Source organism: Micromonospora acroterricola, from assembly GCF_003172955.1.
Classification (GTDB): Bacteria; Actinomycetota; Actinomycetes; order Mycobacteriales; family Micromonosporaceae; genus Micromonospora; species Micromonospora acroterricola.
Genome location: NZ_QGKR01000140.1, coordinates 23154 through 37596, shown reverse-complemented (window position 1 = coordinate 37596; position 14443 = coordinate 23154). Strand labels below are relative to the sequence as shown.

Annotated in this window: 13 protein-coding genes; 3 read left to right on the top strand and 10 right to left on the bottom strand. The window is 72.3% G+C overall.

What is annotated here, in order from left to right; genetic code table 11:
- Positions 1–23: 23 nt before the first annotated feature.
- The 5 genes from DKT68_RS06560 to DKT68_RS06540 all read right to left on the bottom strand — a co-directional run bounded on the left by DKT68_RS06560 (position 24) and on the right by DKT68_RS06540 (position 5044).
- On the bottom strand, positions 24–2177 hold the full coding sequence (locus tag DKT68_RS06560) for an FtsX-like permease family protein (protein ID WP_109816518.1): 2154 nt from the start codon (positions 2175–2177) through the stop codon (positions 24–26).
- Entirely contained in the window at positions 2174–2854 is a 681-nt protein-coding gene (locus DKT68_RS06555; RefSeq protein WP_109816517.1) for an ABC transporter ATP-binding protein, read from the bottom strand. The genes DKT68_RS06560 and DKT68_RS06555 overlap by 4 nt, the downstream gene beginning before the upstream one ends.
- Positions 2851–3375, bottom strand: coding sequence for a PadR family transcriptional regulator (locus tag DKT68_RS06550; RefSeq protein WP_109816516.1), 525 nt, complete (start codon positions 3373–3375; stop codon positions 2851–2853). Before DKT68_RS06550 ends, DKT68_RS06555 begins: the two co-directional genes overlap by 4 nt.
- Positions 3376–3458: 83 nt before the next feature.
- Positions 3459–4175, bottom strand: a complete 717-nt coding sequence (locus DKT68_RS06545) for an isocitrate lyase/PEP mutase family protein (protein ID WP_109816515.1) — start codon at positions 4173–4175, stop codon at positions 3459–3461.
- Positions 4176–4288: 113 nt separating this feature from the next.
- Positions 4289–5044: an SDR family NAD(P)-dependent oxidoreductase gene (locus DKT68_RS06540; RefSeq protein ID WP_109816514.1), complete on the bottom strand. Its 756-nt coding sequence runs from the start codon at positions 5042–5044 to the stop codon at positions 4289–4291.
- A gap of 89 nt (positions 5045–5133) precedes the next feature.
- On the opposite strand from DKT68_RS06540, the gene DKT68_RS06535 reads away from it, so the two are divergent.
- Together DKT68_RS06535 and DKT68_RS06530 are read left to right on the top strand one after the other, a co-directional pair.
- Positions 5134–5724, top strand: a complete 591-nt coding sequence (locus tag DKT68_RS06535) for a TetR/AcrR family transcriptional regulator (protein ID WP_109816513.1) — start codon at positions 5134–5136, stop codon at positions 5722–5724.
- Between the two features lie 151 nt (positions 5725–5875).
- Positions 5876–7060 (top strand): low temperature requirement protein A, encoded by a 1185-nt coding sequence (locus tag DKT68_RS06530; RefSeq protein WP_109816512.1) that lies wholly within the window; start codon positions 5876–5878, stop codon positions 7058–7060.
- A gap of 23 nt (positions 7061–7083) precedes the next feature.
- Here the strand turns inward: DKT68_RS06530 and DKT68_RS06525 are convergent, their stop codons facing one another.
- The 5 genes from DKT68_RS06525 to DKT68_RS06505 all read right to left on the bottom strand — a co-directional run bounded on the left by DKT68_RS06525 (position 7084) and on the right by DKT68_RS06505 (position 12832).
- Positions 7084–8271 (bottom strand): low temperature requirement protein A, encoded by a 1188-nt coding sequence (locus DKT68_RS06525; RefSeq protein ID WP_109816511.1) that lies wholly within the window; start codon positions 8269–8271, stop codon positions 7084–7086.
- Between the two features lie 84 nt (positions 8272–8355).
- Positions 8356–9207 carry a pyridoxal kinase PdxY gene (gene pdxY, locus DKT68_RS06520; protein WP_109816510.1) on the bottom strand — a complete coding sequence of 284 codons (852 nt, stop codon included), beginning with the start codon at positions 9205–9207 and terminating at the stop codon, positions 8356–8358.
- An 84-nt stretch (positions 9208–9291) separates the two neighbouring features.
- Complete coding sequence (locus tag DKT68_RS06515) at positions 9292–10263, bottom strand: pyridoxal-phosphate dependent enzyme (protein WP_109816509.1); 972 nt, start codon at positions 10261–10263, stop codon at positions 9292–9294.
- 53 nt (positions 10264–10316) lie between these two features.
- Positions 10317–11228 (bottom strand): alpha/beta fold hydrolase, encoded by a 912-nt coding sequence (locus DKT68_RS06510; RefSeq protein ID WP_236646744.1) that lies wholly within the window; start codon positions 11226–11228, stop codon positions 10317–10319.
- Positions 11229–11305: 77 nt separating this feature from the next.
- Positions 11306–12832 (bottom strand): glycerol-3-phosphate dehydrogenase/oxidase, encoded by a 1527-nt coding sequence (locus tag DKT68_RS06505; protein WP_109816508.1) that lies wholly within the window; start codon positions 12830–12832, stop codon positions 11306–11308.
- Between the two features lie 45 nt (positions 12833–12877).
- Here DKT68_RS06505 and DKT68_RS06500 point away from each other — a divergent pair, with 45 nt between their 5' ends.
- Positions 12878–14443, top strand: a complete 1566-nt coding sequence (locus DKT68_RS06500) for an FAD-binding oxidoreductase (RefSeq protein WP_109816507.1) — start codon at positions 12878–12880, stop codon at positions 14441–14443.

The window sequence follows — 14443 nt, the reverse complement described above, 5'->3', positions numbered from 1 at the left end:
CTCTTCCCCCGCCGCTCAGGCGATCATTCGCTGCGTGCGGTCTCCGGGCCGGTGATCCTTTCCAGCAACGGCAGGGTGGACGCGATGATGCCGAGGCAGGCGGCCAGGCCGACGAGCACGATCGCGTAGAACTCGACGCCGGGAGCGGTGAGCGTGTAGTCCATCTGCGCCTTGAGGAACAGTTGGGCGGCGAGGAAGCCCATGCCGACCGCGACCACGGCGACGGCCAGCATCGGTACGGCGCTCTCCAGGGCGACCACGCGGCGCAGGACCCGCACCGGCGCGCCACTGAGGCGGAGCAGGCTGAACGGGCGCCTGCGTTCGCTCAGACCGCCCACCACGCTGACCGCCAGGCTGCAACCGGCGAGGCCGAGGCTGGCGACGATGATGACGTTGGCCAACTGCTGCCAGCCACGCAGCTGGTCGGTGAAGGACGACTCGAAGTCACCGGGAGCGTTCGGCGCCACCCAGAAGTTCGGGTAGGCCAACGAGAGGACCGTGCGCGACCGTTCGATCGGGACCGTCGAGCCGTCCGTACCGACGACGATCGCCGCCACCGGCAACCGCCGAAGGTCGTCGAGGGAGACGGGTGCGGCGGGCCAGATTCGGGTGGCGGACGCCGACTCGCGGAACGGGACGAGGCTCTGGGCCACCGCCGCCACGGTGGCGTCGTCGGCGCACCGGCCGTACGCCTGGGGGATGTCGGTGCACGCGACCACGCCAGGCTCGGCCATCCTGTCCGGGTTCCGGCGAATCACCGTCGCGCTCCGCACGCCCGGGACCGAGCGCAACTCGACCAGCAGCGCGTCGGGCACCGAGGGTTGGTCGTCGGAGAAGCTGGTGGACAGGGTGCCCGCGTCCGTGGAGCCGATCCGGGCCGGGCCGCGGTTGGCGACGATCGTGGTGATCACACCGATGGCCACACTCGTGACGAAGAGCGCGAGCATGATGCCGCTGATCGCCCGGAAGCCGGCCTTCGGATTGTCCGCGAGGCGTCGCGCCGCGATGAGCGCCGCCGGGCGGCGGGCACGGCCGGCCATGACACGGGCGCCGACCATGGTGAGCCAGGGTCCCGCGAGGACCAGGCCGGTCATGATGAGCAGGAGACCAGGCAGGAACACGGCGGTCTGGCCGTCGGAGGTCTCCGGCCTTCGGCCGATGAAGAACGCCAGCTCGGCCACCCCCAGCACGAGTGGGATCAGCCGGTAGGCGCGGGGCGGACGGGGGGTGACCTGCCGCGTGACGCCGAGCGGGGAGATCCGGACGCGCCGTAGCGAGACCCACGCCGCCAGCGCCGCCCCGGCCGGAACGCCGAGCGCGACCACCAGGACGTCCAGCGGCCTCAGGAACATGTCGTCCGGAAAGAAGCGCATGCCGGTGAACGGGATCGCAGCGAGCTGGCCGCGGAACGCGAAGAACAGCACGAAACCGAGGGCGGTGCCCGCGACGGCCGCCACGGCGGCCTCGGTCGCCGCGATCACCGAGATCTGCTTGGGCGTCGCGCCCACCAGACGCATCGCCGCGAACCGCTGCTCCCGGCGCGCGGCGCTGAGCCGGGTGGCGGTGCCGATGAAGATGAGCACCGGAAACAGCAGCCCACCGGCTATGACACCGACGATGAGGTCCACGACCGTCTCCGGCAGCGCGGGAGCGTCGGCGCCGACGCTCGTGAGCTGGCGGACATTCGGCAGCCCGGCGACCTCGTCGACGGTGTGGCCGACGATCACCACGAGGGCGTCCGGTGACGGCAGCGCGGCGGGGCCGATCGTGCCGAGGTTCCGCCCGGGGTAGCGATCGCCGAGTTCGGCGGCGGGGGTTGCTGCCAGCAGCGTGGTGAGCTGCGGTGAGACGTAGTACTCCCCCGGCCCCGGCGTCTTCGGAATGCCGACCGGGGTCGGCGCGCCCGGCCCCGCCGCAGCGACGTCCACCCGGACGATCTGCTCGCCGCGGAAGTAGTCCTCCCGGGTGGACCACCACAGTGGATCGGCGCCGCCTTCCGCCGACGCGCTCGGGTACAGCGACGCGTACCGCGTGAGCTGCGCGTTCACGGCGTTGAGCCCCGCGAGGGTGACCAACAGCAGCCCGGCACCGACCGCGACGGCGGTGGCGATGATGATGAGGCGGGTGAGTGCCTCGCGCCCGCCCGCCACGGCGAGGCGGAGCCCAAAGCGGATCATGACGCGATCCGGTCCGGCGCGTTCACGCGACCGTCGCGCACGCTGACCTCACGGTCGGCGTACGCGGCGACCCGTGGTTCGTGGGTGACCAGGATGACCGTCGTGCCCTGCTCACGAGCCGCCGTGACCAGCAGGTCCATGACCTGCTCGCCGGTGAGCGAGTCGAGCGCACCGGTCGGCTCGTCGGCGAAGAGGACCTCCGGCCCGGCGACCAGACCTCGGGCGAGGGCGACCCGCTGGGCCTGCCCTCCGGAGAGCTCGCCGGGCCGACGCTGCTCCAGCCCTTCCAGGCCGAGCCGCTCGAACCAGCCGTACGCCTTGCGCAGCGCCTCGGCCCGGCGGGTGCCGCTCAGCAGCAGCGGCAGGGCCACGTTCTCCGCAGTGGTCAACTCGGGGACGAGCTGACCGAACTGGAACACGAACCCGAACCGGTCCCGGCGCAGGCTGCTGCGCTGGGCCTCGGTCATGGAGTCGACCCGAGCGCCGTCGAAGAGGATCTCGCCGGAATCCGGAACCAGGATGCCGGCCAGGCAGTGCAGCAACGTCGACTTGCCGGAGCCGCTGGCCCCCATGATCGCGACGATCTCTCCCGGGTCCACGGCGATGCTGGCGCCCCGGAGCGCGGGTGTCTGGCCGAACGAGAAGACGACGTCCCTCGCTTCGATCGCGATGGTCATTGCCGTACCGCTTTCTTCAGGGCGTCCAGCCGGGCGCCGGTCATCTCGATCCACCTGAGGTCCGCCTCCAGGTGGTACAGACCGTGATCGGCGAGCAGCGCGTCGACGAGGCTGCCACCGCGCTTGATCTCGGTGAGCTCGCGCATCCGCTGCAGGTGCGCGCTGCGCTGCGTGTCGAGGTACTCGCCGGCGGGGCGGTCCAGCATCAGCGCGAGCACGACCTTGGCGAAGAGGACGGTCTGCAGGTGCGGTTCGGGCTCGACCGGTTGGGTCAGCCACTGCTCGACCTCGGTCGCGCCCAGGTCGGTGATGATGTAGCGCTTGCGGTCGGGTCCCTCCCCGGGCCCCACCTCGCTGATCACCACCTTGCCGTCACGAGCCAGGCGGCTGAGGGTCGAGTAGACCTGACCGAACGGCAGCGGCTTGCCGCGGCCGAAGTACGCGTCGTATTCGCGCTTGAGGTCGTACCCGTGGCTGGGCTCGCGGTCGAGCAGGCCGAGGAGGGTGAGAGGAACGCTCATGCGAGCACCATACACCGGGGGTATACACCGCGTATATACCCCCGGTTTCTACCGGGCCTCTCCGGTGACCGGATCGCTGGGCGTCAGGCGCGCAGCCCCGCCGCCAGCTCGCCGATCGCCCGCACCGCGTACCGCTGCATCCCCGGACCGAACGTGATGCGCGTGGCGCCCAGCCGCGCCAGCTCGGCCACCGACTCCCGGTCGGTTCCGGCCGCCATGTTGATGGGGCCCTCGATGCCCTCCCGCAGGGCCGGGAACACCTCGGGCGGCGCCGTGAGCGGGTAGACGCAGTCGGCGCCGGCGGCCACGTACAGGCGGGCACGCGCCACCGCGTCGGCCGGGTCACCGGCCCCCACCAGGAAGGTGTCCACACGGGCGTTGATGAAGAGCGCGTCACCCGCCTCCGCCCGCACCTCGGCCAGCCAGTCCGCATGCCGCTGCGGCTCCCGGAGCGTGGCGTGGTGCTCGGAGTCCTCCAGGTTGCAGCCCACGGCGCCCGCCTCCAGGAGCCGCCCGACCAGCTCCCCGGGTGCCAGGCCGTAACCCCACTCGACGTCGGCGGACACCGGCACGGAGACGGCCCGGACGATCCTGGCCACCGCCGCGAACATCTCGTCGGGCGGGGTCGAGCCGTCCTCGTAGCCGAGCGAGGCGGCGATCCCGGCGCTCGGTGTGGCGAGCGCCGGGAAGCCGGCGTCGGCGAAGGCGCGGGCGCTGGCCGCGTCCCACGGCCCGGGCAGGACGAGCGGGTCGCCGGCGGCGCGGCCGTGGTGCAGGGCGCGGAAGGTGGACGCGGTCATCTCTTTCACGTCTCCCGGGGGGTGCGGAGGGGCGATGGCACGGACGGAGTGCGGCGGACCCACGGTATATCCGGGCAACCGCGCACGGAGACGCCCAGCGGGATCAGGCCCGCTCAGGCGGTGTACCCGCCGTTGGAGTCGAGCACGGCGCCGGTGACGTACGAGGCGGCGGGGCTCGCCAGGAAGGTGATGGCCGCCGCGGTCTCGGCGGGGTCGCTGAACCGCTGGATGGCGAGGCTCGACACCAGGGTCTTGACGACCTCCGGGTCCGGCGGCTCCATGCCGGTCATCATCAGGCCGGCCTGCACCATGTTGACGGTGATGCCGCGTGGCGCCAGGTCGCGGGAGATCCCCCTGGTGTAGCCGACGAGCCCGGCCTTGGTCGCGGCGTAGTCGGCGAGGCCGGGAACGCCCACCCGGGAGCCGATGCCGGAGCCGATGGAGACGATGCGGCCGTTGTCGCGCAGCACCTTCGCCGCCGCGCGGATGATCGCGATGACCCCGGTGTAGTTCGTGGCGTGCATCCGGTCCAGGGCAGCGATGTCCGCTTCCGGGTCGTCGACCTTCCTACCCTGTTCCACGGAGATCGCGGCGTTGTTGATCAGAATGTCGAGGCCACCGAACCGGGCGACGACGTCGTCGATGAGCCCTGACGCCCGTGAGGTGTCCGCCTGGTCATTCTGGAAGGCGGCGGCGCGTACGCCCCGGCCGGCCAACTCCTCGACGACCTCGGCGGCTTTGTCGGCCGAGCCGACGTAGGTGATCGCGACGTCCGCGCCCTCGTCGGCCAGGGAACGGGCCGTGGCGGCGCCGAGGCCGCGCGATCCGCCCGTGACGAGTGCGACCTTGCCTCGAAGAAGCTGTGACATGAGTGTTTCCTCCACCGATCGGATTCTTGACTGCTCGGTCCACCATAGGCTTGGTGGACCGCTCGGTCAATAATTGCTACGCTGGTCACATGGCCAGGCCACGACAGTTCGACGAGGAGCAGGTGCTGCGCGCCGTCCGGGACCAGTTCTGGGACGCCGGCTACGCGGCGACCTCGCTGGAGGACCTCATGCGCGTCAGCGGGCTGGGCAAGGGCAGCCTCTACGGCGCCTTCGGCGACAAGCACCAGCTCTTCCTCCGGGCGCTGCGCAGCTACACCGACACCAGCGGCGGCTACCTGCGGGAGATGCTGACCTCCACTCCCCGCGCCCTCGACGCCCTGCGGGCGTTCGTGATGGCGCCGGTCAGCGACCCGGGCGGAGCCGCCGCCCGCCGTGGTTGCCTCATGGCGAACAGCACCTGCGAGCTCGCCACCACCGACCCCGACGTCCTGGCGGAGGCACGCCGCACCTACGAGGCGACCACCGCACTGGTCGCCGAGTGCGTCGTACGAGCGCAGGGCGAAGGCGACCTGCCGGCCGACGCCGACCCGATCGAGACCGCACGTGCACTGCTCGCCGCGCAGCAGGGGCTCGTGTTCATGGGGCGCACCGGTCTCGGCATCGACCAACTCACGGCGACGGCAGGTACCCTCGCCGACCGGTTCCTCCCGGACGCCTGAGGCGGGCGGACCCGCCCTGCCGCACAGGCTGCCTGTGACCCATTCGGGTGTCCGAGCCTGTCCTGTTTTGTAGGTTCAGAGGTGACAGGAACCTCGACAGGTTGCCAGCGCCTCCGCTCCCGGTCGGGCGTCCCCGCAGGAGGCAGACGCCGTGACCTCGACTCCGCTACCCCGGATTCTGCGCCGACGCGGCGAGCCGGAGTTTCCGACGTTCCTGGAACTCTTCTTCGACCTGGTCTACATCTTCATGTTCTCCCGGCTCGCCGCCGGGCTGGCCAACGACCTCAGCGCTCGGAACGCGGCGCAGACGGCCGTCCTGCTGCTCGCCGCCTGGTGGGTCTGGGTGCTCACCGCGTGGCTCACCGACCTGTTCAACCCGCGGCTGCCACTGATCCAGGCCACCGTTCTCGTGGTCATGTTCGGCACCCTGTTGATGGCCGTCGCGGTCCCGCGGGCCTTCGGCGCGTACGGGTGGCTCTTCGTCGCGGCGTACTTCGCGATCCACCTAACCCGGGACTCGGTCCTCATCCCCGGCACCCGGGTGAACCGGCCGATCCAGGCCCGCAGCATCCGCGTCTTCTTCTGGTTCGGCGTCACCGTCGGGCCCTGGGTGGCCGGCGCGTTCGTGGACGGCACGGCCCGGCTGGTGCTCTGGTCGATCGCCGTGGCGATCGACCTCGGGTCGGCGCGGATCGGCTGGCCGACGCCACGGCTCGGTCGTACCGAACTCGCCAGCCAGATCTTCACCGGCGCACACCTGTCCGAACGGCACCGGCAGATCTTCATCATCTCGCTCGGTGAGTTGATCCTGACCGTCGGCATGGGGTTGGCCGCCAGCGACTTCGAGGTCGGCCGGGTGGTCGCGTGCACGATCGCGCTCACCAACGCGCTCCTGCTGTTCCAGATCTACTTCCACCGGATACGACAGTTGCTGGCGCCGACCGCCGTCTCGACCGTGGAGCGGGTGCGCTCGGGGACCGCCACGTCGTACACCCACCTGGTCATGGTGTCGGGCGTGGTGGTCATCTCGGCCAGCGACTCGCTCGTCATCGACCGTCCGTTCGGCGAGGCGCCGTGGAGCTGGATCGTCGCGATCCTGGGCGGGCCCGCGCTGGTCCTGCTCGGCGGCTGCCTGTACGACGTCGTGGTCACCGGTCGGATCCTCTGGCCACGGGTGCTCGGGATCGTCGTGCTGGGCGCCGTCGCACCCGCGATGCCGCTGCTGCCACCGGTCGCCGTCATGGCCGTGGCGAACCTGGTCCTGCTGCTCACGCTGATCGTCGAGACCGTGACCCCGCGCTCGCGGCTGAGCACCGCTCCGCTGCCCGCCGCATGACCACCGACACGGGCCGGACCGGGTCAGCGCAGTGCCGGCGGCGCCGCCGTCCGGGGGTGCACCCGGGTGCTCAGCAGGTTCGCGGCGGCGACCAGGGCCAGAACGACCATGGCGAGGAGGGCGACCGCGAGCGGCGGCAGCCGGTACGTCACCGACGCCACCGCACCCAGCAGGATCAGACCCGCCAGCCGCGACCTGGACACCCGACCGAACACGGTGTAGTCGAGCACCCCACGGCCGAACAGGAAGAGCGCTGGCCCGCCGAGGATGACGGCGGCCCAGGACGGCGGGGTCTCGCCGAACGGACGATCGACGACGAGCGTGCTGGTGACCGCCGCGCCCCCGATACCGGCCACCATGATCAGGTGGGTGACCGCGGCGGACTGGCCGAGCAGGGATGGCCTCGTCGACTTGGCGATCGCGTCGGTCAGCAGTTCTCCGGCGCGATAGATGTAGATGCGCCACATCAGCACCACCATCAGGAAGACGACCACGAGCGCCCAGACCCGCGGGGCGGTGTAGTCGCTCTCGCTGAAGGTGTCCGCGGTCGAGAATATCGACACGCCCAGCGCGATGATCACGAACTGCCGGTACCGCTCGGAGAGCCGCTCGCCGGCCAACCGCCACTCCTCCGCGTGCAGACGGCCCAGCCGCGGCACGGGCCAGCCGAGGGCGGCCGCCGCGTACTCGATCGCGACCGCCACCGCCCACAGCATCAGACGAGCCGTGCCGTCGACGAGTGCCCCACCGATCCACCCGATCCCGGCGATGGCCTCCCAGAACAGGACCCGGCTGTTCCGCCTACGCGGGGACGGCATCCGCACGACCAGCAGGATGTAGACGCTGGAGCCGAGGTGGATCGCCACGTAGGTGACGGCGAACAGCAGGCCCCGGCTGCCGTACGCGTCAGGGACCGTGGCCGCCAACAGCAGGCTCGCCGCCAGTGTCCCGATGACCTGCACCTGGAGCGCTGGCCGGGCACGGTCGAGCGTGTCACCGCCCCACGCCGTCAGCGCCCAGATGAACGTGAACCCGAGCAGCAGCACCAGGGTTTCGGCGGCGCCCGTCCAGGTCAGCTCGGTGGCCAGCTTGTCGGTGAGGGTGATCAGCGCGAAGACGTAGACCAGATCGAAGAACAGCTCCAGGAACGCCGGATGCGCGGGACTCCTCCGGCCGGGAACCGCCGACCCGGCGCCGCGGCCCGCTGTCATCGATCACCCTGCCCCTGCCCGTCCACGGTCACCGCAGATCGACACTACGGGTAACGGGGACGCCGCCGGGGGCGGTTGCCCAGGTCAGCGCAGCCGGCGGGCGGCGAACCTGGTGGGCGGCGCGGCGATCGCGTCCTGGGCCGCGATGAGCTGGATCTCCCGGGTCCCCGCGGCCAGGGTCGCCTCCAGGACGGCGAAGACGGAGGCGATGGTGCGTTCCAGCGCCGTCGCGGGCGAGCCCGTCGTCCACAGGTGCGCGAGGTACAGCGCCGCGGTGACGTCGCCGCCGCCGTTCGGGTTGATCGGCAGCAGCGGCGTGGTCACCGCCCAGGCGCCCTCGTCGGAGACGGCCACCACCTCCAGGGACCCCTCCGGCACGTCGCCGTGGAGCACGCTGGTGACCAGCACGTGCCGCGGCCCCGTCGCGCGGACCGCGTCGACCGCCTCCAGCACCTCCGGGAGGGAGTTCGTCGCACGGCCCGCGAGGAAGTTCAGCTCGAAGTGGTTCGGGGTGATGATGTCGGCGCGCGGGACCACGACGTCCCGCATGTACTCGGGGATGCCGGGCCGGACGAACATCCCGCGGCCCTCGTCGCCCATCACCGGATCGCAGCAGTACACCGCGGCCGGGTTGGCGGCTTTGACCTGGTCCACCGCGTCGAGGATCACCGCGCCCATCGCGGGGTCACCCTGGTAGCCGGAGAGCACCGCGTCGGCGCTGCCGAGTACCCCCCGGTCCGCGATGCCGGCGATCACCTCGGCCACCTGGGTCGGTTCCAGCAGCGGCCCGCGCCACGCGCCGTACCCCGTGTGGTTGGAGAAGTGAACCGTCAGCACCGGCCAGACCTCGTGGCCGAGCCGCTGGAGGGGAAAGGCGGCCGCCGAGTTGCCGACGTGGCCGTAGGCGACCGACGACTGGATGGACAGGATCTTCACCGCCTCATCATGGCGGTTCCCACCGTCACCGCACGAGTGCCCGGCGTTTCTGTCGGGTGGCCCACTCCGGGCCCCGTACCCGGATCAGTTGATCTTTTGGGCTCTTTCCGCGAACGCGGGAACGTCGGGGTGCCCGAACATACCGGGAAGCCCGCCCGTGTGAATGAAGACCGTCGTGTCGCCCGGCGCGATCTCACCTCGCCGGGTGGCCGCGATGAGCCCCGCCATCGCGCGCCCGGTGTACGTGGGATCGAGGACGATCCCCTCGACCCGGGCGACGAGTGTGATCGCCTCCTCGACCGCCGTGGTGAGGCTCGGGTAGCCGCTTCCGACCTGGTCGCGGTCGACGCGCAGGTCGTCGGCGCGAACACCCGGCGCGAGCGGGGCGACGAACGCGGCCACGCGCTGCCGGGGGTCGTCGACCGCCCCGACGTCGACACCGAGCGTGCGGTCCGGGCCCAGGCTCGCGACGAGCCCGGCCATCGTGGCGCCCGACCCGAGCGCGACCACGGCGGTACGCAGGCCGGGCACCTGGGCCAGCAGCTCCTCGCCGCAGGTGGCGTAGCCGCGGGCGGCCAGGGCGCTGGACCCGCCGAACGGGATGAGGGCGGGACGTGCGCCTTCGGAGCGCAGCCGCTCGCACACCCGCGCGGCGGCGTCCGCGAGGGCCGGCTGACCCTGCGCACCGGTGAAGACGATCTCGGCGCCGAGGAACGCGTCCAGGACGAGGTTGCCGGATCGGTCCGCCGGCGGTTCACCCGGGAACACCAGCACGGCGCGCAGACCGAGGCGCGCGGCGGCCGCCGCGGTGAGCCGCGCGTGGTTGCTCTGCGGCGCGCCCGTGGTGACGAGTGTGTCGGCGTCGTTCGCGAGCGCTTCGGCGACGGTCCACTCCAGCTTACGGATCTTGTTGCCGCCGCCGGCGAGGCCGGTGAGGTCGTCGCGCTTGACGAGAAGGTCCTCACGACCAAGCCCGAGGGCGGCGGCCAGCCGGGGCATCGGCTCCACCGGTGTGGGCCACGTGCCGAGCGTGAGCGGGACGACGGATGCGGACATGCCGCCATCCTGTCAGGACGAGGGGCATCGGACGGGCGGCCCGTCCCTTCGCGCTACGTCAGGAAGTCCAGGAGTTGCCGTGCGGTCTCCTCGGGCGCCTCCTCCGGAATGAAGTGCCCGACCGGGACCGGCTCGCCACGAACGTCGTCGGCCCACTGCCGCCATATCCCGAGCGGGTCGTCGTAGAGCTTCGCCACCTGACCCTGTCGGCTCCAGAGGAACAGCACGGGGCACTCGATCCTGCGCTTGCCCCGGTCCGCCTCGTCCTGCTGGTAGTCCAGCGTGGCGGCCGCGCGGAACTCCTCGCAGACCGCGTGGACGGTCGCGGGGTCGCTGAACTGCCGGTGGTACGCGGCACGCACCTCGGGCGGGAACGCGTCCTTCACCTCGGGCCAGGTGTCGAGCATGAAGTCGACGAGGACGGCGGGCGCCGCGTCGATGAACCGCTCGGGCACCGGCGCCGGCGCCGCCAGGAAGGACCACACCCAGTACGAGAGGCTGAACGCCCGGTCGGCACGGTTGTAGACGTCGCCGACGGGAACGACGTCCAGGACCGCGAGCCGGGTGACGACATCCGGGGCGTCGAGCGCGAGACGGTACGCGCACCGCGCTCCGCGATCATGGCCGACGACATCGAACCGGTCGTAGCCCAGACTCCGCATGACCTCGACCTGGTCGCGGGCGATCGCCCGCATGCTGTACGGCTCGTGGTCGGCGCTGCTCGGCGGCTTACCGCTGTCGCCCCAGCCGCGCAGGTCGGTGACGACCACGCTGTGGTTCTCGGCGAGTCGCGGCGCCACGCGATGCCACATGAGGTGCGTCTCGGGGATGCCGTGCAGGAGAAGTACCGGGGGGCCGCTTCCGCCACGGCGTCCGTGGATCGTCGCCCCCGAGGTAGGAATGTCGAATTCCTCGAACCCGTCGAACATGCCGCCGGCCCCCTCCACGTCCGCGAGACCGTCCATCCCACGGTTGTCCGGGCATCCCCCGGGAATGGCCCCGCAATCCCGACGTCCGGCACGGATACGACCGGCCGGCCCGGTCAGCGGTCGGCGGCCAGCGCGAGGACGTGTCGCGCGGTCGGCAGCGCGGCGTCGCGGTGCGCCGGGACGAGACCGATGCGGGTCCGTCGGTCGAGCAGGTCGTCGACGGTGAGGGCGAGCTCGTGCCGGGCGGCCCAGAGGAGTTCGGCGCCGGTGACGGGGACGTCGGGGCCGATCGGCTGGTGGAGTTCTGCGGGCGCCTCGGCCAGGACGTCGACGGCCTCCGTGCCGTACCGGTGGATGAGCCGGCGGGGTGCGGGGACCCGGGCCAGCTGCGCCCTGCTCGCGGCGCCGGGCAGTGGGAGCCGGCGGGTGCGACACGGGCCGGCGGCGAGGTGGCGTTGCCGGACGGCGGTGTCGACGGCGTCCTGGGCCATGCGCCGGTAGGTGGTGAGCTTGCCGCCGATCACGCTGATGATCCCGTCGGGGTCGTCGATGACGGCGTGCCGGCGGGAGAGGTCGGCGGTTCGGCTGTCACCGGCGTCCAACAGCGGTCGCAGCCCGGCGTAGGCGCCGAGCACGTCGGTGGGTCGCAGCGGCTGGTCGAGGACGCTGTTCAGGACGTCGAGCAGGAACGCGATGTCGGCCTCGGTGGGTTGCGGCACATCCGGGACGGGCCCGTTCAGCGGCTCGTCGGTCAGCCCGGCGTACACCAGGCCGTCGGTCTGCGGGAGGGCGAAGACGTAGCGGGTGAACTCGCCGGGGACCGGGATGGTCAGGCCCGCCCAGAGCCCGCCCAGCCGGGCGGCCGACAGGACGATGTGGGTTCCTCGGGACGGACGCAGGCGTACGTGCGGGGTCAGGCTGCTGGCCCACACGCCCGTGGCGTTGATGACCGCGCGGGCGGCGACGTGCATGCGCGTCCCGGTGCGGGTGTCCTCGATGGTGGCGCCGTCCCGGTGCAGGCTGATCGCCCGGCAGCGGGGCAGGATGCGGGCGGAGTGCGCGGCGGCCGCGCGGGCCAGACCGACGACGAGTCGGGCGTCGTCACAGAGCTGGCCGTCCCAGGACAGGTGTGCTCCGCGCAGGCCGGCCGGCCGCAGCGCGGGGGCGATCGCGCCGGCCTCGGCAGAGCCGAGCCGGCGTGTTCCGGGAAGGGTCCGCCGGGAGGTTCCGGCGCAGGTGCGCAGCAGGTCTCCGGCGCGCAGGCCGGCCGCCGCCGCGCGTGCCTGCCAACGGCTGGTGTACGCGGTCGCGGGGAGCAGCATCGGCAGGGGGCGCGTCAGGTGCGGGGCGGTGCGGGTCAGCAGCAGGTGGCGCTCGGCGGCGCTTTCGTAGGCGACGCCGACCTGGCCGTGCGCGAGGTACCGCAGACCGCCGTGGATCAGTTTGGAACTCCACCGGGAGGTGCCGTGGGCCAGGTCGTGGGCGTCGACGGCGAGCACGGACAGCCCACGGCTCGCGGCGTCGAGCGCCACTCCGGCGCCGGTGACGCCCAGCCCGACGACGAGGACGTCGACGGGCGCGCCGGCGGCCAGCTCGGTGAGGTCACGTTCCCGGCGGGAGACGGTCAGCGAGGTCTTCACACGCCTCCTTGCGATGTAGTGACGTTGGATGTCACTCTGTCACACATGAATATCGGAGGGGAAGCGTCGACCGTTGGTTGGGCCCGCTGGGGTGCCACGACGAACGCCAGGACGCTGCCGGACGCCGCCGCGGCGCTGCTGGCCCAGGTGCTCGAACTGACACCCCCGCCGCCGGCGGTGCCACTGACCGAGGTGACGGTTCCGGGCTGCGAGCTGGACGACGCCGTCCTCGGCGCGCTGCGGCAAGCGCTGGGCGCCGGGCAGGTGATCACCGCCGACGACGTCCGGGCACGTCACGCGTCGGGCATGTCGACGCCGGACCTGCTACGCCAGCGGCACGGACAGCTGCGGTCGGCCCCGCAGGCCGTGCTGCGCCCGGCCGACCACGCCGAGGTCGTGTCCATCCTCGACATCTGCTCCCGGTTCGGGGTGGCCGTGGTCCCGTTCGGTGGTGGCACCTCGGTCGTGGGTGGGCTGACGCCGTCGGCGGCGCGGCACGTCACCATCGACCTGAGCCGGCTCGACCAGGTCGTCGCCATCGACCCGGTGTCGCGGACCGCCACCCTCCAGGCCGGGCTGCGCGCCCCACGGGCCGCCGAGCTGCTCGCCGAGCAGGGGTTCACTCTGGGCCACGTCCCGCAGTCCTACGAGTACGCCACCATCGGCGGGTTCGCCGCCACCCGGTCCTCCGGCCAGGCGTCGGCCGGCTACGGCCGCTTCGACGACATGGTGCTGGCGCTGACGGTCGCCACGCCCCGGGGCACCGTCCGGGCCGGCCGCTCCCCCGCCTCGGCCGCCGGTCCCGACCTGCGGCACCTGTTCCTCGGCAGCGAGGGCGCACTCGGCGTCATCACCGACGTGACCGTCCGGATCCGCCCCCTACCGGCACGCTCACACTACGAGGGCTGGCGGTTCGCGTCGTTCGCCGACGGGCTGCGAGCCGTGCGGCGGCTGGCCCAGGACGGGCCACGGCCCACGGTGCTGCGACTGTCCGACGAGGTCGAGACCATGATCGGGGCGACGAGAGCCGGACGATCCGACGGCGGCTGCCAGCTCATCGCCGGGTACGAGGGCGCCGACGTCGAGCCCACCGTCGAGGCGGCCGCGGCCGTGCTGGCGGCACACGGCGGCGTGCCACTGGGCGAAGAGGCGGGTCGGCAGTGGGCGCGGCACCGCTTCGACGCCCCGTACCTGCGGGACGCGCTGCTCGACGTGGGGGCGTTCGCGGAGACCCTGGAGACCGCCGCGTTCTGGTCGGCGCTGCCGGAGGTGCACGAACGCGTCCGGCAGGCGATCATCGAGGCGCTGCCCGACGGGGCGCTGGTGCTGGCCCACGTGTCCCACGTCTACGAGACGGGCGCGTCGCTGTACTTCACGGTGATCTGCTCCCCCGGACCGGATCCCGCCGAGCGCTGGCGTACGGCGAAGGCGGCGGCCAGCGACGCGATCGCCGCCGCGGGCGCCACGATCAGCCACCACCACGGTGTCGGGGCGGATCACCGGGCCTGGTACGCCGCCGAGATCGGAGACGTCGCCGTGGACCTGCTCCGTGCGGTCAAGCACCAGCTGGACCCGGCCGGCATCCTCAACCCCGGCATCCTGGTGCCGTGA

What these genes read in the sequence shown, in the direction of transcription:
- DKT68_RS06560 (WP_109816518.1), bottom strand. Translation starts at nt 2,177, where the DNA reads ATGATCCGCTTTGGGCTCCGCCTCGCCGTGGCGGGCGGGCGCGAGGCA.
- DKT68_RS06555 (WP_109816517.1), bottom strand. Translation starts at nt 2,854, where the DNA reads ATGACCATCGCGATCGAAGCGAGGGACGTCGTCTTCTCGTTCGGCCAG.
- DKT68_RS06550 (WP_109816516.1), bottom strand. Translation starts at nt 3,375, where the DNA reads ATGAGCGTTCCTCTCACCCTCCTCGGCCTGCTCGACCGCGAGCCCAGC.
- DKT68_RS06545 (WP_109816515.1), bottom strand. Translation starts at nt 4,175, where the DNA reads ATGACCGCGTCCACCTTCCGCGCCCTGCACCACGGCCGCGCCGCCGGC.
- DKT68_RS06540 (WP_109816514.1), bottom strand. Translation starts at nt 5,044, where the DNA reads ATGTCACAGCTTCTTCGAGGCAAGGTCGCACTCGTCACGGGCGGATCG.
- DKT68_RS06535 (WP_109816513.1), top strand. Translation starts at nt 5,134, where the DNA reads ATGGCCAGGCCACGACAGTTCGACGAGGAGCAGGTGCTGCGCGCCGTC.
- DKT68_RS06525 (WP_109816511.1), bottom strand. Translation starts at nt 8,271, where the DNA reads ATGACAGCGGGCCGCGGCGCCGGGTCGGCGGTTCCCGGCCGGAGGAGT.
- DKT68_RS06515 (WP_109816509.1), bottom strand. Translation starts at nt 10,263, where the DNA reads ATGTCCGCATCCGTCGTCCCGCTCACGCTCGGCACGTGGCCCACACCG.
- DKT68_RS06510 (WP_236646744.1), bottom strand. Translation starts at nt 11,228, where the DNA reads ATGGACGGTCTCGCGGACGTGGAGGGGGCCGGCGGCATGTTCGACGGG.
- DKT68_RS06500 (WP_109816507.1), top strand. Translation starts at nt 12,878, where the DNA reads ATGAATATCGGAGGGGAAGCGTCGACCGTTGGTTGGGCCCGCTGGGGT.